Here is a 20,427-nt window from a genome sequence, read left to right as displayed (position 1 = left end):
CTTAGAGATACATTAAAGTTGATTGAATTAAAAAAATGAAAATAAATTATTATTTATAAGTATATTAGAATATAATAATAACTAATAATGAAGATAAACGAGTATTAACCATTAACATATGGTGATATTTTATTTTATTTATGATTATGATACAGATTCTAAATATTTAAAAAATATTTTTAATTAGTTAACTAAGAGTTTTAAAGAAATATCTATTAATCTCAATTCTCTAATACGAAAAATACATCTTTACTTTGACTATTTGACTATTATTCTAATGAAGCATAAAAAATATTTTTTACTCTATAAGAGTAATTCATGTATTATAAATATCATAATCTTTTCACTATTCTTGTTCTTAGAAGATGAATAAACTATCTTATCATCTAATTATAGTAAATTTTTATTTGATCTATCATATAACACATAATAATGCTCTAAATTTTTTTATTCATATATTAAAATCAAAAAACATAAAATTGAGTAGTGTATTTTCTACTTTAAATATTAAAGTTATTACTTTATAACTGACTTATATTTATTCAATACAGTATAATTGTAAATAGAAGCAATATTCTAATATTCTCTAACGTTACCCATTACTCAAAAAAAGAATAAACTTATTTTATACATTAAGATTAAAACATCCTAATAATTTAATGAGTTATTTTGTCGTTATACTCAAAAACTGCTTAACATATTAAAAAATTACCATACAATCTAAATACTTTTATAGATTATAGAATATTAAGTTTTAATTTTAAAACAATATTATTAGTCATGACTTCTATAAATACTATTTTTCAAGACTATATTACATTAATCGTACTCACGAAATGTTCGTATATTGTAGAATCTATGAAAAATAAAATTATTAATAACTCCATTCGCTTTTAAAATTTCAGAAAATATCAAATGTAAATTATATGACGAATAAATTATTTAGATCATTTTTCCACCTAAACCCAAAGACAAAGACAAAGACAAAAACAAAAACAAAAACAAAAACAAAGAAATAATATAAAATTTAATAATTCATTAACACCTACCGCTATATTCTTCAGGCGTAATATTATAACTATAATTATTCTTTATACTGAGCATGCATGACAAAATTTGTATTGTGTCTACTTTACTTCTGCATTTCGAACTCTCTATCAGCTAAAATCTATTAAAATAATAGTTCTTCATTCCTGATAAAGTATGAAGATATATATAACTATTTAACAAGAATTTTCTTTAGAATGGAATCGCTTAGCGACAGATGTTGTTTTTTTGTTATTTATTTTTATAATGCAAATACTTTATCATAGACGCTTATCAATATGTATTAGTATTTTATGACTTTCTAAATATTAATGCTAAATCACTTAATACTAAAAGTCTACAGATATCTTTTCTTTATTAATATCAAATAAAAAATACCAAGAAAAAATTAAGAAAAAATAATTTCACAGACTTTTATTTTTTTACGTTACATTTTTAGAAAAGTCCTTAAGATTATTTATATCAATATTATCTTTAAAAATTCGCTCTTCCTATTTTCTTGAATAAGAAAAGCTAATCTATGTTAACATACTAATATTATAATCTCTCTCACTTAGATAAGTGTTTTGATGCATGCTTAATAAAAAGTTCCGTTACACACGAGTAGATCATGACTAATACTTTTCAAAGAAAAGCTACTACATAATTTTTTTCAAAACATAATAATAAAATATAATTTTATTTCATGAAAACCATAATATTCGTTGATTAATAAAACTATAGTTACATGAATATTATAACAGTCACCTGCTTATCTACAAACTCGTTCCGAAAATAATTTAAAAATTTTTTTGATAAACATAAAACTAATATACAACAAATAAAAATTTATGAATCACTGTTTTGTTTTTATTTTTTAATAATTTAAATAATAAAGTATGCTATTCATTTTAATTTTTAATTATCAAAAACCATATTAATCGCTTAAAAAGTATGAATCCACTTCATAAAGTTACCTTATTAAAAATTTTAACAACACAATTTATATTGTGTTGTATTATAAAGCATCAAAACCTATAAAATCTGATGATATCAACAACTTTATACTTATAGATAAATAAATAAAAATAATATCTACTTTATAAACATCTATAATTTATAAATTATATTGCAGATATAATGATATTAGTTGTTTACCTATTAATATATAAATAATTTAATTTTTAGTATGAGAAAAATTTTCTTTTTTCTCTAATACTCTTTTAAAGAAATTTTTTATTTTTATTTATATTTATGATATATTATTATCTAATAAAGCATCATTTATTATTAATTATGGAACAATCTCTTTTGATGATTAACCAATTATGCAATGATTTAATTAAGCTTAATTTAATGATGCTAGACTTTTTTATAAACTCATATTTTCATTATTGATACATTCAATTATCACCTAGATAACATCAATAAAGTCTCAGACAAATTTAAATTAAAAAATATTAATTTTTAACATATTACAGGTAAAATAATATCAACAACTACCTATTTAAAAATCTATTTCTACCCCTATACTTTGAGGATACAAATACTCTCTCAAAAACATTTAGTTCGAGTTAAAATATATAATATACATTTAGATCAAATTTAAAATTAAATTGTCTATTGAAAATAAATTACAAAAAATTTTATAAATCTTAGTTAAAATATATATAATTCAAAATTATGATCATATAAATATTTGATACAAAGTACTATATACTAAAATTAATACTAAGTTTTACAGAATCTAATTAATATTATAAATATCGTAATGTCTTCAGTTAAACATTTCGTCATATATTACTAAATATAATGCTTTCTTTCTTAGAAAGAAATTATCAATAATATCATTAGATATTCAATTCAGTATTTTTTAGAAGATAGTAGAAACAATAATACAAATTAATATTTTCATATACAATATCATCAAAAAATTATAAATATTAATATTTTTAATAATTCTTAAAATAAATTTGGAAATACTTACGCACTCAAAACAATTGACTAATATTAAAAAATTCAAGATCTTATTCTGTAAAATTCCTGTTAACGTTCGGTCCGCTAATAAAGGAAATGTTAAATATATTTATATAAAATATTTTTAGTAAAACTCACGGAACAATTTTCAATAACTTCTTATCTTGTTGATAGAATAATAAGTAATTTTTATTGCCATTCTAATTTTTAACTGTTTGAAATTAAATTGCAGCTTTTTTTGTTTAAAACCTTATAATATTCTTCATGTCACTGTCTACTTTTTCTTAGAAACATACTCTCTTCTTTAATTTCATTTGTTAAACTAAAATAAATTACTAACTTAAATCTACTAATATCTTACTACTATAATCAATGTCATACTTTCTAAGAGTACGTAATCATTCAGTAGATTCAACATCGCAATAAATAGTAAAAATTAATAGATTTAAAGACATATTTCTCTCTATTGCTAACTGTGCATAACGATAAATAAATTTAAAATTTAAAACTGAGTTTACTTACATACATATGACTTATTTTATATCGTTTACCTTATTGATGGTAAACTTTATTATAGTATTACTTTAATATATCAAACAGTTAATCAGTAGACTATCTTTAATTTTAAACATAGCAATTCCTGATATATTACCTAGTTTACTAACATTATCATTCACATAACGCAAATAAGTTTAATAACATTATTTCTATAGCATAGAAATTACTATTAAAATAGTTATGTATATATATTTTATAAACCACACTATTCTAGGATTGTCCTAGAAAATTAAAATTTTATACATTGATTTTGTTCGTTAAACTGTTTTAAAGATTTTTTGTAAATTTTTTACTATATCACCGTGAAAGGATATATATTTTGCGGACTCATTATATACCATGCTAATTTTTAGATACAGTATTACCTTTTTCTAAATCTTTATAGTACATAGATAAAACTTCATGAGTCTAAAAGACACTACGCAATATATTGAGAATATACGTTTATATTTTATGTTAAAAACTTTAAAGAATCGTTTTAGCGTTGTGTTGCGCTGACTAAATAATGGTAATCTAACTTATTTTGTTGTCTAGACTTTTTAAGACGCAATATCTTATGAAATTTATTTAAATTATACAAAAATACTTGAATGTAACTACAATCTAATCAATTGACTAAAACCTAATATTAATTTTAAGTTAATCATCTTTTTTATTAGAGAATAAAGTAGATGCTTAAATACAAAGATTACCTTGATTAATCTATAATAGCATAAATCTTAGTAATTCGCTATCGTCAGAAAATCTATTATTCTCTGTACCCATTTTAACATACTAATCATAGTATAAAAACATGACAGATAAAAATTATTTTAATTAAAACACGGAATAATATTAATAATCATGATTTTAATTTTTTAAACAAGTACATTAATGTAATTATATTCAATATCGCATGCTAATACTAACTAATAAAATTAAATTTCAATAGCATTCATAATAAAATTATCAGTGATTTTATAGCATTTACACTAATACCTTTCTGGTTAACAACAATTTAGCTAAAACAAATTAGCATTTCAAAAAATCATTGCTATTTTATAGCAAGGTTAGTTATAAAACATTAACTTAGATTTACTGAATAAACAAACTTTTGTTACAATTTCATACAATCAGAAAAAACAAATAAAAAAATATAAGGATTATATTAATACAAAATAAAAGAAATCAAAAAGTGAGATAGCTATCAAGCTAAGAACATATCTAGCTTATTATATAATGTTTCATTATACATATATCGCTCACTCAGTAAACTACATTAGGACATAAATATCATTTAATATTTCTATAATCTGCAAACATATAATTATTTTGTAAAATTACACCCAACCTTTTCTTAAACTATTTCACGTAGTTAAGATTTTTAATAGCATCAACATGCTCACTTCTACAGAATTTCATATACAAAATAACCATTATTAACCCGTAGTCCGGTTAATAATTAGAACATTATCATCAATCATAAAAATGAATTATAAATAAGTACAACAATATTATATATTAATTATAAAAAATCTTTTAAACAAAAACATGTTTGAAATTAAAAATATAATATAAATATCCTAAAAATAATTTTTATGCAATAATATTAATATTTTATTAATACTAACTTGCAAAGTAATTCTGCCATAAAACGATTACCCACACAAATAAAGCTAACCCAATTATAACAAATACAGCAGAAGAAGAAATATCTTTTGCTCGAGCAGATAACTCATTATAATCACTTCCTACACGGTCGACTGCAGTTTCTATTGAGCTATTAATTAACTCAATAATCGCGACCATCACAACAGAAAATATTAATAACAAACGGTCTATATAATTAATATCTAAATAGAAAGATATCAATACAGCAATAATTGAAATAACAAATTCTTGTCTAAATGCTGCTTCATTAATCCAAGCTGCTTTTAACCCTTTAAAAGAATAACAGATCCCTTTAAGTATATGCGTAAATCCATTTAATTGATTTGTCATATTTACTCCATGATATTATAAACAATGATTATTTTTAGGATTAAAATTAATCATTAGTAAAAGATTTTCTAGTTTATTTCTGATATTCTTGAAAATAATTCTCAATAAGAGGCTATAATCATTTATGTCACTATGGCGTAAAATATATTACAATATATTAAATTTACCACTTCAATTTCTAATAAAGAGTAAACTCATTCCCACCAACCCAATTTTAGAACTGAAACTAGATACAAATCGACTCACCCTGTATGTTCTACCTTATTATTCTAAAGCTGACCTAGCAACGTTACGCAATCAATGCTTGTCTATAGGCTTACCTGACCCATTGATTGATAATAATATTAATGGTATTAAACTACCAGCTTATGTCTTTGTTGATGAAAGACCACGTATTTTTCACTATTGTTCTCCAGATCCAAATAAAAATTCTGTAAAAACTTTTCATTCTTATTTAGATTTACACCGTCATAATCCAAATCTAAATATTCAAATGTTACCCGCATCAGTTATGTTTGGTCGTGCACCTGGACGTGCAGGATATAATTCTCCAGCACCATTATACTTTCTTAATGGTGTCCAAAAATTTTTCGCTATTCTTTGGCTTGGTCGAGATAGCTTTGTTCGTTTTTCCCCAACTGTTTCTATGGGATGGATGGCGGAAGAACATGGTACTGATACAATTATTGCGCATAAACTTGCTCGTGTTGCCCGAATTCACTATTCACGTCAACGTCTTGCAGCTGTTGGACCAAGACTAGTTACTCGTCAAGAGCTATTTAATAAATTACTTAATTCAAAAGTTATTAAAAAAGCGATTAAAGATGAAGCTCGGAGTAAAAAAATTTCACTAAAAAAAGCCCAAAAAAATGCTATTACCATAATAAAAGAAATTTCAGCTAACTTCTCTTATGAAGCTGTGCGTCTAACTGACAGAATACTCAGTTGGACATGGAATAGATTGTATCAAGGGATTAATGTTCAGCATGCTGAACGTGTACGACAATTGGCAGAAGATGGTCACGAGATTGTTTATGTTCCATCACACCGAAGCCATATGGACTACCTGTTGCTCTCTTATGTATTGTATCATCAAGGATTAGTACCTCCGCATATTGCTGCAGGTGTTAACTTAAATTTTTGGCCTGCTGGACCCATTTTTCGTCGACTGGGAGCGTTTTTCATTCGGAGAACATTTAAAGGTTATAAACTCTACTCAACAATATTTCGCGAGTATCTTAATGAGCTATTATCTCGTGGTTATTCTATCGAGTATTTTATTGAAGGCGGACGTTCACGTACAGGCCATTTGCTTCAACCAAAAACAGGCACATTGTCGATGACTTTACAGGCAATGCTCCGTGAAGATTCTCGCTCTATAACTATTGTACCGATTTATATTGGTTATGAACATGTGATAGAAGTCAGTACTTATGCTAAAGAACTACGCGGTGCAAAAAAAGAGAAAGATGGCTTCGTCTCAATGATACGTGGACTGCGTAAATTACGAAAATTAGGTCAAGGTTATGTAAATTTTGGTCAACCGATTTTATTAACTCGATACTTAACGAAGCATGTCCCGAATTGGCGTGATTCAATTGATTCTATAGAACCACTCCATCCAAGCTGGTTGACCCCTATTTCTAATTGTCTTGCTGATAATATTATGGTGAATATAAATAATGCAGCAGCAGTAAATGCAATTAATTTATGCTCAACCGCCTTACTGTCATCACACCAGTACTCTTTAACACGTAAACAACTCATTGAACAAATAGACTGCTATTTACAGTTACTACGCAACGTGCCGTATACTAATGATACAACTACACCAGACAAAACAGCAGAGCAATTACTAGAACATGCTTTACAGACAAATAAGTTTACAGTCAAAACATACAGTATTGGGGAGATAATTCTTCTTCCTCAAAATCATGCAGTTTTAATGACTTACTATCGCAATAACATTTATCATCTTCTAGTGCTTCCATCATTAATTACTAGAATTATATTGCATCACAAATTAATTAAACGCCAAGATATTCATTATCAAGTCGGACTAATTTATCCATTTCTCAAAACTGAATTATTTATGCGTTTTGATAAAAAATCGTTATTGGAAATGGTGCATACCTTAATTAACGAGCTCGCTACTCAAAAATTAATATTCTTAAAAAATAATGAAATAGTAACAATCAACCCATATCGTATTCATACGTTACAACTTCTTTCTGCTAGTGTACATGAAACCTTACAACGTTATGCAATTATTTTATTTCTCCTTAATATAAACCCAGAAATTAATCGTCATACATTAAAAAAAGAAAGCCGAATACTTTCTCAGAGAGTGTCTGGATCCCATAGGATTAATTCCTTTGAGTTTTTAGATAAAGCTGTTTTCTCAACATTAATCGAAACGCTTAAAGATGAAGGTTATATTGACAATAATGATATATTCACTGAAAATACGCAAAAATTATATTCTATTATTTCTTATTTGATATCACCTGAAATTCGTTTAATAATTGAAAATGTTCAAAAAAAATAGAAACGATACTGATACTATTTCACGCCTCTAAAGTAAATCATGCATTTTTAAATTAGATAAAAAAATTTAGATAAACCTATAGACAAACAAGATAGAAACATTAAAAAACTAGTTAAATAAGATAAATAAATGCAATATTCCATTTATAGAATATCCTGTTTAACTAAGACTTTAAATAACAAAACGGTTAAATATAGCTCAATAAAATTCCACTAAACAAAATACAACCTATATAATTGTTATTCCTAAAAGCTTTAAAATAAGCTATTTTTTCCTTATTCATCATAAGAGTTTGTTGGTAACCAAATAAAGCTACCAATAAAAATAATGAAATATAATATATTACCCCGAATTTTACCAATAAACCGACTAACGCTAATAGTCCTATCATAATAATTTGAAAAATGCCAATAATTGCTTTGTCATATTCACCAAACAAGATTGCAGTTGATTTTATTCCAATTTTTAAATCATCATTATAATCTACCATCGCATATTGTGTATCATAAATAACTGACCATACAATATTCACTATAAAAAGTAGCCAACACATTAATGGCAATGAGTTATTGACCGCGGAAAAACTCATTGGAATTGACCACCCATATGCCGCACCTAAAACTATTTGTGGTAGATGACTAATACGCTTCACAAATGGATAAATCCATGCTAATAAAATTCCCATAATAGATAGGTAAATAGTCATTAAGTTTAATGTTAATACTAATAAAAAAGAGAGTAACATCAAACTAAAAAATATATATTTTGCTTCTTTTTCTGTAACCTCTCCACTAGGTAAAGGGCGGTTTTTTGTCCGTTCTACATGAATATCAAGATGACGATCTACATAGTCATTAATGATACATCCTACTGATCGCATTAGAAAAACACCAATAGTAAACACAATTAAAATGTGAAAACTTGGTATACCTCTAGAGGAAATCCATAGCGACCAATAAGTTGGCCATAATAATAAAAAAAAACCAATTGGCTTATCAATGCGTGCTAAACGGCTATATGCATGCCATTTTTTTAAAGGCATACTTCCCTCTCTATTTTATTGTGTATTTTACTTTAATATTAATTATTATAAAAATGAAATATTTATTAATTTTCAAGATATTTATCTTAGATATTATTTATACAAAGAAAATCTATCATTAATATTTAATGATTATTTATAATAATAAATCAATATGAATCACTATAAAAACAGTTATAATTATTCATGTAATTTAAAGTCATTATTTCAAATAAAATATCTAACAATCAATATGATTAAGTTGATTTAAAATATCTTTCTTATTTATGTAGCTCTTAAAAAAATTTTTAGGTGATAAATTACTAGACAAAAACAATCTTTTACCGTAATTATTTTTAGCTTCAACATAAAATTTAACTTAAATACAATACTTTATTAAAAATTAATAGTGTTATACGAAAAGCAACTCAGTTATCACTTAGATATAAATCTAAATTCTTTTGGATATATAAACATTTAATAAAAGTAAAATTATTTTTTAAAAAATAAAAGTTTGTAATTAAAAATTTTTTAAAATTTCTTATGCACAACAAAAAGAGAATAAATATTAAATAAAAAATGCTAAAATAGTTATTCAAATATTATTCAAAACTCTTTCAGAGTTAATTATATTTTTATCAATCAACATGCTTGAAATAACTAATGTTATACATTTCATAAAATATAGAGTTCCTGATATTTTCTATTCTAACGATGCAATCCAGAATATAATACAGATAATCTTAAAAATATTTCACTTATATAATCGCTCTTAGCCAAAATCTTCTTCATATAAATCAATTGTTTTAAGCGAAAATACATTTAAAAATTTTTTTATTAATCACATGTTATTTTATTACTATAATTTTATCGAATAAACTGAAATGTCTATTGTGATATATTGTTTATGTTAAAATTGATTATTGATATCATAACAGTTTTTTAAGAACTATATCTGTATTTTTAATCTTACGTACAGATAAATAATAAAATTATATTAACATTCGGACTACTGTTCATGAATACCGCGTGTATTATATTTTATAATATATATTTTAGCAGGCTTATCTGTTGTTACAAATGCTTTTTAACGTTTGAGTATTTATATATAAATACTCTTTCCAGGAAATGGCTATGTAGCATGAATTTAATAAGCACTTATTGTTAAGACCAATAAAAGTGCACCAACACTGTATATACACTAACTTCCATAGTCAGTTTTTTAACGTCTGATCGAGATACATTTAATGTATTATAATCTTTATAAATTATACATTATTACTATAATTTTTTCTAAAAAATAACATAAAGAATTACGTTTTAAAAAATAAAATATAATTTAAGAATTAGTTAATCTGTTAATTGATTTTACATATTAAGATTTAGTTCATAGTTTTAATATTTTTTTAATTAAAGATATAGTTGCATCATAGTCAGTTCGTATTTTAAAAAATATTTAAATTTGACCACGAGGCAATTTCAAAAAATATGCAAGATTTTATTGAATAAATTAATTTTATAAACATTTGAAATAATCAAAGAAAATATCTATATAGTTTTGAATTTTGCTACAATAAAAAACTAAATTAATTACTCATCTGCATATGAATGTACGAATAGATTCAGTGATGTTTTAGTTATTGGAACAAAAATTTAACAAGAGACTATAAAAGACACTTGATAAGCATAGGTTTTATTTAACAATTTTAAAATATAAAGGTAAAATATCATACAAAAACAGGAAACACTTTTTATAGTAATGTACAATATTAAATTATTTTTATTAAGAATAAAAGTTATTTTGACTACAATATGTTTTTTAAATAAAAACAATGATCATTAACTTTGTTTTAATAACATCACTTATAATGCACGCTGGGTATAAGTATATTTTATTAAACACAATAATTCCTCTTAGTTAAAAGGAATCATATCCCAAAAAAAACAAATAACAATTAAATGATATTAATTACGTATTGAAATAAAAACAAACAGTATCTAAATTTAATCTGATCTTTTATAAAGTAATGGATTATTCACAAGCAATAGAATATAAAACTAAAGAAGCGAATGAGATTACTTAAATCAACTGATTTCAGTTTAGTACCATGCTTTAGATATTTCATCTTATTTAACCTTCTTACGCCTAGCCATTTCAATCATTTAAAGTAATATTTATTCAATCAGTTTCTTTAACACATTATACAAATTGTTTAAATGTATCATTCTAATAATATTAACATATATTATAGCTATCATTATAAAACTATGCTTCACTAAAAATAACAGAGATCAGGTTACCGATCCTAATCAAAATTTCAGCATTATTATACCACCACATTATACATCATATATAATATTTAATAATATCTTTATTTATTTTAACTAAATATAATTGCTCTAAAATGTCTTAAAATACTTAGCTTTCATTTTAAAATATATTGAATAATACAAAATAACCATCTAATAGTTCAAAACTGAATACACCTGAAGATAAATATATAGTATATTTTCAAGTTACAGTAAAACTACTATACTATAGTACTATCATTGCAATAAAATATCTAATTCGAGATTTATTTTGAAACAAATTTTACAAATTAATATTTACATTTTAAGTTTAATGCTTTTATCATGAATTACGTCGATGAAATTAAAAAGATCTAACATTCTATTATGATGCAAGAAATGTTAATCAAGATAATTATTATGACATAACGCAATATTATATATTTTATTGTTTATTAACTTTAAAAGATTTCAATAAATCTAAACTCTTTAGTGAAGAATAAGCAATATCCGAGAAAAAGGATGATAAATAACATCGCTACGAAGATCATAACAATTACTAATACAATTATCAAAATATACAAAAAAAGTTAAAATACAATGTATTATACATAATTAAACTATTATCCAGCATTACAATCGCAATTTCTTGGCTATATATAGATTTTTTCTTCACATCTAGTAATAGCGTTTATCACAATGATAATTTCTATTTTTGATACTAAAAATATTGAATCCTACATTCTATCTACATTCATTTAATGATAGTTATCAGATTTTTAATGATAGTTATCAGATTTCTAATTATCTTTTAAGTTATTAAATAAGTGAATTTTTATAAAAATTAATTCAAAAATCTACTATTGATCTATGCAATATTTTAAAAAAATATAGTATAATATATTAAAAAATATGAAATCCAAATGTATCACAAAACTGATGAATGAATACATCTTGTACATTAGATAAAGTTATTTTCGGAATAAAATTACACATCTGTGTCATTTTTAATTTTGCGTATCCACATGGATTAATACGGTCAAAAGGCTCAAGATCCATATTAATATTCAGAGCTAACCCATGAAACGAACACCCTTTTCGAATGCGTAATCCTAATGAGCAAATCTTTTCACCATTGATATATACTCCTGGAGCATTTAAACATACATGAGCTTTGATGTGATAATATGCAAGTGTTTTAATTACAGTACCTTCAAGTGCAGAAACTAAATCACGAACACTAATTTTATTGCGTTTTAAATTCAACATTACATATATTACTTGTTGACCTGGACCATGGTATGTCACTTGACCACCTCGATCACTCTGGATTACAGGTATATCACCAGGTGCGAGAATATTTTCTGCTTTACCCGCTTGTCCTTGAGTAAAGACACGAAAATGTTCAACAAACCATAATTCGTCAATAGTATCTTGAATACGAGTTTCAGTAAATGAATGCATAGCATCAGAAACCTCTCGATAAGGAGCAAGCCCTAATTGACGTAAAATAATAACTCTTTCTAAAAAAGCTTTCATATCTACATTAACGTTCTATAATTCATAAAATAATACTAGCTAAATATCGCTAGTATTATTTGTATTTCGAATACATTCTATATTAATCATAATTAAAGATGAATAGCAAAATAAACATTCTTTAATTCTTATAAAATATCTTAATTATTTTATGATAATAGAGTTTAACAATCTAAAAAAATAAAACTGCTACATAACTTATCACCTGTTAATCATTATTACTTAATCATAAAATATCTTACTAAATATCATTCACGCTAGTAAAATTTATATATATAATGATCTCTTCTAAAAATCATCTTAATATTTGTCAATAAAGTGAAACAATTATTTAATAAATTTAAGTAGATTAAAATACTTACAATTTCCAATTACTTTTAGACAAAAATATTTTCTATTTTCAAGTATTCTAATTCACTCAATGTTTCAAAAAAATAAAAACTTGTTCAATATTATTAATATGAATTATACTTCAGGTAAAGTTGTAGTTAACTATACTCTTCACTTTAGATTTAAAATTGCATTATGAATAACAAAAAACTAATTTAGTGACTTATGCAAATCAAATAGGCTACGCTAATCATATAGCTTGATAAAAGAATTAGCACAGAAAATGTTTTATTGTTTTTATGATGTTACTCATGACATAAATATGATTAATTAGAGTTAATTATCTTATTGCATTTCAAGTCATTATAATATAAATAATACATAACTGCTACAAGTTAATTAAAACAATTATCAATAGTGAGTTATATATTATATAGTGAATGACATAGCTAAAATAATATCTAATTAAATATTTTCAATATTACTAATAGGCTTTAAGTAGTTTTGATCGTTAAATAATAACATTAATTTTTTTCTTTTCTAATGAAGTATAAGTTTGTATTCAAAAATCATCACTCATTTTAAAATCTGTTAAATATCACTAAAACAACTCATAATAAATATTTATTTACACTAAAGTATACAGTCATTGTATCTATAAACTAAATAAATTTAGAAATCAAAACAAGATTTCTTATAGTATTTTTATTTTTATAAAACACAAACCGTCAATTAAAAATGTTAAATTTGTATATTATAACGCTTCTTATATTGTTCCTAATAATTCAAAGGAGACTAGACCTCTTACATCTTTAGTCAGAGAAGTAACTAATGTAATCTATACACAATAAAATGACTATTATACATTTTTAATAGAACAGCTTTTATTCTGAATAAGTCTGTTATTATTCTTACGTATATTATTAATATATAAGTTATTTTTATATATAAATTCTAATGAATAAGTAATTTAAAATTATATCAGAATCTGAACTATACTGAAAATCATGATCGCATTGCAAGTTGATTTTTACTTATAAACTAAAAAGTACTCAGATAATGCTCAGAATTTAAAAACATTAGAGAAAATTTTTACATATTAGATTACTTATTTTTTAAGAATCTGCATTCACTTTTATTATGCCTTAATCACTAATTTTAGTGGATTTCATGGATTACTAAATAATTTAGTCAGTCATTGCTTACGATGTTTACAAGATTTTATTATTTTTTAGCTAAAACTTTGCATGAAATTATAGTTGATCAAAAAAAATAGAGTCTTCTTAAAAATTTCAGAGAAAATAAATATACATTAACCACAAAGTCTACAAATATTTATTCAAAGTATTTTTTAAATATCATGATCTGTGTATACTATTAAAATGATCAAATTTTACAGCCCGGTAACGTAATTATAATATTTAAATAAATTAAATATCTATTTATTCATAAACTGCAAATTGACAAGGTGTTTAAAAATTAATATATAAAATATTTTATTTACTATCGTATATTAAACAAACTGATTTTAATAATTTTTTTCTACTAAGAGTACTTATATCTGACTACTAAATACTTTAGAAATACAAATCGTCAGAAAAGAACTAATATTTATTAAAACAGGTATTAAAAATCCGCTAGACAATATATGTTTATATTTTTTAGTTACTAGAGTATTAAGATAACTTTGATGATTATTAACACATAAAAATTACGCGTAGTATATGTATAGCTCGTAAAACCTATAATCCCGATTGTAGTAGAGACTTATATTTTACTCACTCAAGGTAACGAACTTAATTATCTAATGATTTATTTAAATAAATTGCATTCCATATGATTGAAAATGTATTATTCACATTCTTACCTAGTATTTATCTCTATAATTTCTAAATGATATATTAACACGAATATTAAATGCTGATATTATTCTCATGGTAAATTGTTAGACAATTAAAAAAGATTAGAATTATAGGTTCTTCTTTCTCAATAATTTTAAACAATCTATTTTAAAAATTAGTGCTAAATGTTAAAATACTTTATTCAATAATCTTTCTATCAATAGTAAATAAAATCATCACTAACATAAATTAATGACTGCTAGAATTTATTAAGAAAACAATCAATTACGCAAGTACTAAGTATGTTTAGCAAAGCCGATAACTCAATTTAAAATAATTATTAACACAGGCTGACATGTAGTGATCATTTTTATAATTCTCAATCCTTGTAATTTAAATTAGGATCTTTCATCCAATGTTATGCAATTCCTTAATATCAATTAGATATTTTTCAATGCACTGTATTTTCTTTAGTTAAACATATGACATTATAATAAACTTTTATAATACATTTTATAAATATATAAAAATAAAATGAAATGAAACTTATAGTTACAATTACAATATACCCATAAATAGAGAAATTACTTTATACTTTAATAACCTTCTACATGATTATCTAACTGGGACCTACTGGTGAGAAAATATATAATATAAATAAATTGAATATTGTAAAATTTTAATACATATATTTCCTTACAAAAATATTAGATCTCAATATTTTAAGAATTCTAAAAAAAAATTTTTTCTCATCTCAGATTTTTTAAATATTATTCTCAATCATTAGGTAACGTAAAATTTTTACTGTGAATTTCTATATACTTACGGTGATGACAGCTAGACTTGATACACTTATCAAGTATTATACTATTTTTAAAAAACAATTTTTAAATCTTCCGATTTTTCTCAATATCTTAATAAATTTTATGTTTTAAACAAGCATAATGAGATACATATAAAATATGTATTAAGATCTTATTTAAAAAAATCTAATAACAAAGTGTTTTATTTTTTTCCTTGCTTTGAGTTAACGATTGCAGTAATTATTTGGAGATTTATTAAAGATATCTTTCGAAAACATCATTAATTTCATATAAAATGTTCGCGCTTACTAAGAGCAATGTATATAATTAACAGTGAATATTAATTTTATCGATATTCTCTCTTTCATTTGAGAAACGAATACTTTCTTTAATACAGTATATTTTAATATATATGTAAAAACATTAATTTTCATTCTTTAATATTACTAGACAATCTATTATTATCTATCTTTATTATTAATATAATCACGAGAATTTGATAAGAGGAATATTCTTCTATGAAAAGCATGTATTAATTTATTTATTCCTATATTCTACAATACTTAAAAAGTATTAACAGGAATGATTTATAATCAACATATAATCTTATACATAACTAATAACGCTTTAATTTATAAATATAAATAACGTTATATAGCGGTATAAAACTATTTAATCAATTTATTCTCACTTTTAAAAAGTGAAGTAAATTCATAAAATATCACAAAAAATATTTTATTTTATTGCAATCTTAATTTCAGAAGATAAAATAAAATGTAATGTTTTAAATCTATTCTTAACAATATCTAAAATAATGATTTAAAAAAATAATATACTGTTAGATGTAGATATAAAAGATAAGAAGTTATTACCCTAGAATCATCTCTTAAATATAAAAAACGTAATAGCGCATAGAAATAAATCTTGTATTCTTTAAAACTACTGGAGACAATCTCTTAAATAATCTAACGTCTTTTACTATTTATTATAAATAATAAAAGTTACTCACTGCGAAATAACCTTAACTAAAAAATTACTGTTAATCCACTTTGTTGTATTACGTAACATATACAAAAAGATATCATCTTGTTGAATCTCATACTACCTTTGAAGAAAAAATGTTATACCTGCACACTATTTTATAATTAAAGAGTTTTAATTTGGTACGCAAGAAATAATTTAACTTGATTAAAACAATTCCGGATTTTATCTTACAGATAATCAACAAATTTTAATATTCATAAGAGATGAAATAGTGAAAGAATCTCTAATGTTCCATGAATTATTCATCAACTTAATAAACTATCAGTCATTTAAAACACAAAGTTACGATATGATTTTTCCAAAACAAGAATACAAATAAGACCTCTTAAAATTTATACTAAATTATATGTATAGAATTACCTTTAATATCTAAGCATAATAAACACGTTATAAGGGTTATAATAATAGGAGAAATGAAATAATTCAAGAGATTTTATCTTCTTATATAAGTCGTTTTCAAATAAAGAATTCCTTAATTACGGGCGTATCACAAAACTACAATTACAAGTGATGATTTCTCTAAAATTAATCAATGCTATTGAGAATCTATTTCAAACTAAATAGCACCTAAATCAATATACTCACCAGAAGATATTGTGAAGATATACGATATTATAGATTGAAATAATTAAAAACTTTTTTTTGGAAACACATTAATAATATCCATAACATACACAAAATGTGCACTTCCTGCATGTATTTCCATACCTATACCCAGTATTAATACCGTAACAGATGACAATACAACAATAACAAATTCAGAAAACTCACTAAAAATAAACTTAACAACATCCGGTTAAGTTGTTAATGCTTTAACAACACGAGAGCGCTGAAATAAACCATTGTAACAAGAATGATCCCGAAATAAAAATCACACTAAAAACTAATATCGTAAAAAATAATACGTGACATTATTTTATCCGCACTAAATATTTCTTCAGATAATATACTTCATCTATCAAAACTGAAAAATAAAAAACATAAAATATTTTCTTCTGATAAAAAACGACACAATCTCCGTTGTGTCATCAATAAATGGTCGAAAGTCTATATTTCAGACATGTTTTTACTATCTGTTACACCATAAATAATAAAACACATACATATTAATTATCACCCTTATTTGAAGAATAATAATAATCTTGTTCAGATTAGAAAAAACATTAATTTTACGTAGATTAAAAATTGCAATTAAGATAACTCAGCTCATTAGAAATATTATATTTTCAAATTTGAAAACATATCTTGTAAATAAATTTTCGCTAATAAAATCTTTTTTCATTATTACAAAAAAGATATGATCATAGAAGTATCCATCCTACAAAAAAACTAATATATTAATTTATGAATTTTTGGACTGTATATACACAACCAGCTAATAAGACACGTAACACTAATTTTTGATCACTCAAAACAGTAAATAATATCATGAAAATTTAATAATATAAATAGCTAAAATATGCCAATCAGTGTTTTCATGACACTATTCTGAATATATCGAATATAGTCATTGCCTAAACATCAGATAAACTAATAATAATCACTTATAATACAGTCATTTTTAAGTACTACATAGTAATTAAGATCTATATGATTTATACATATCAATCATGTTTATTATATTCTTTGATATAAAACCTCTTATAACTTTCCATTTAATATCATTGAATAAATTTAATACGTAACCACTAAAAATACGATACTTTTCCGATAAATATTTAAGTAAAAATGAAAGACTAAATAGTCGTTTAGCATGGATACTAACTTCTCTGAAAACAGTAGATACCGAGTCTACAGACAAAAGAGACTTCGCGAATATAAAAAACAAGTTATATAAGCATTACTCCCACTCAGTAAAAGTAAACACTCATTATGAATAAATAATATCATTGATTTATCTAACTTGTAATGTAACCAGTAAAATAAACAAACTTTAAGAAAAAATAACTAATACAGAAAATTAAAGTATCAGTGATTTTTAGTGCGCGCATATTTGCACTGAAAATATTGAAATACTAACACGTAATATGAAAAGTGTTATATTTAATAGGAATTTATAATAAATTGATAATATTCATAATAATAGTGATAATTGATTTATTTCGTATCAATTTTATAAAAAATCACTTTATTATTTTTAATAAAAGTATAGAATGCTCTTTAATTTTAAAGAGAATATTTATAATAAAAATATTAAGAATTATGTATTAAACATTTTTCTGAATATAAATATTATAAAGAAGTTTTTCATTCAACATTATTAATATAATTATAATGTCATTATTTAGATAATAATACATACTAATAATTTTTAGTACTATTAACTTCTTTATAACTTCATTTTAAATACAACAGCATATATAAAATATATGTTTTTATATTATCAGTATTACTTTGATACTAAGAAATCTTACCAAAAAAAATGAATATGAGGATGCATTGATAATATGTTTTTGGTATCTTATGTTAATTTTCTGTGAATTATATATTGTAATTATTTACTTAAAAAGTACTTGATTTATTTAATTATTTTTCTATATCAATAAATATATACTACTGACATTCTGAATTATCTAAAACTTTTAATTAAAAGTTCACTCGATATCACAAAGATTGATTTTATTTATATTATTCCTAACACTGATGAAATTTTATATATTTATCTCATCAGCCTTCACTATGTTATATAGTAATAGAATGGTCACATTAAAATACTTATTTTATAATATATAATTATTATCAATTCATTCTTAAAAGTAAAATTTATAAATAATAATCTATTGATAATTTACTCTTATTAATTTAAAATAACTTATATTTTATAATACTTTGAATTTCAAAATCTATTTTAAATCTTCTGAAAGCTAATGATTTATATGTTTTATTAAATTTATAAAAACTTAGCGTAAAAACCTAATACAATCTCAATCAATTACATATTTATTAAAAGCGCCTAAAAATTAACATATTTTAAGAATTTTCTATTTTAAAGTATTGTATGTAATATCACATATTTTAAAAATTTTTATCTATAGTAGTAGCTAAATAAAATTCTTTTACTGTGATAAAATCACATATTACTAATTAAAAATTAACAATATAAATCATCAAAAAAAATCAAATATACTGAATCTGGTATTTACAATATTAGTTGGAAAAATATATTTTAATAATAGTTAAGAACCCTGATGAAACTTCCTTATTTGTTGATAAAAAATATTAAAATATAAATATTTTTATGAAAAACTATGCAGCAGAAGAAAAAGATCTTTAGTGTTACACGAAAGATAGCTGTACATACTTAAAATTTAATTTATTTAATTAAATTTAAAGCAATCAATGTGATAAATAAAATTTTTTAACAATACTTTATAAACTAAACAAAATTACATATCAACTCGCATCGTGTATTATAGTAATAATTATATAAGATAAATTTTATCTATAGTATCTATCTAGATAGAGAGACAT

General features: G+C 23.3%; 4 protein-coding genes. 1 reads left to right on the top strand and 3 read right to left on the bottom strand.

Annotated features, from left to right (window positions below):
- Positions 1-5,166: 5,166 nt before the first annotated feature.
- Positions 5,167-5,541 (bottom strand): diacylglycerol kinase, encoded by a 375-nt coding sequence (locus GFV14_RS01365; RefSeq protein WP_457914551.1) that lies wholly within the window; start codon positions 5,539-5,541, stop codon positions 5,167-5,169.
- 124 nt (positions 5,542-5,665) lie between these two features.
- On the opposite strand from GFV14_RS01365, the gene plsB reads away from it, so the two are divergent.
- Positions 5,666-8,089: a glycerol-3-phosphate 1-O-acyltransferase PlsB gene (gene plsB / locus GFV14_RS01360; protein ID WP_457914550.1), complete on the top strand. Its 2,424-nt coding sequence runs from the start codon at positions 5,666-5,668 to the stop codon at positions 8,087-8,089.
- A gap of 187 nt (positions 8,090-8,276) precedes the next feature.
- Here the strand turns inward: plsB and ubiA are convergent, their stop codons facing one another.
- Positions 8,277-9,131: a 4-hydroxybenzoate octaprenyltransferase gene (ubiA, locus tag GFV14_RS01355; RefSeq protein ID WP_457914549.1), complete on the bottom strand. Its 855-nt coding sequence runs from the start codon at positions 9,129-9,131 to the stop codon at positions 8,277-8,279.
- Positions 9,132-12,302: 3,171 nt separating this feature from the next.
- Positions 12,303-12,938: a lipoyl(octanoyl) transferase LipB gene (lipB, locus tag GFV14_RS01350; protein ID WP_457914548.1), complete on the bottom strand. Its 636-nt coding sequence runs from the start codon at positions 12,936-12,938 to the stop codon at positions 12,303-12,305.
- Positions 12,939-20,427 lie beyond the last annotated feature (7,489 nt).

Origin of the sequence: Candidatus Hartigia pinicola (assembly GCA_020541205.1) — a bacterium.
In the GTDB taxonomy this organism is placed as follows: Bacteria; Pseudomonadota; Gammaproteobacteria; order Enterobacterales; family Enterobacteriaceae; genus Hartigia; species Hartigia pinicola.
Note: the sequence above shows the minus strand (reverse complement) of the source record. Positions and strands in the feature narration are given on the sequence as shown.

Bases quoted from the DNA above. Each gene is read 5' to 3' on its own strand.
- GFV14_RS01365 (WP_457914551.1), bottom strand. From the start codon at position 5,541: ATGACAAATCAATTAAATGGATTTACGCATATACTTAAAGGGATCTGT.
- plsB (WP_457914550.1), top strand. From the start codon at position 5,666: ATGTCACTATGGCGTAAAATATATTACAATATATTAAATTTACCACTT.
- ubiA (WP_457914549.1), bottom strand. From the start codon at position 9,131: ATGCCTTTAAAAAAATGGCATGCATATAGCCGTTTAGCACGCATTGAT.
- lipB (WP_457914548.1), bottom strand. From the start codon at position 12,938: ATGAAAGCTTTTTTAGAAAGAGTTATTATTTTACGTCAATTAGGGCTT.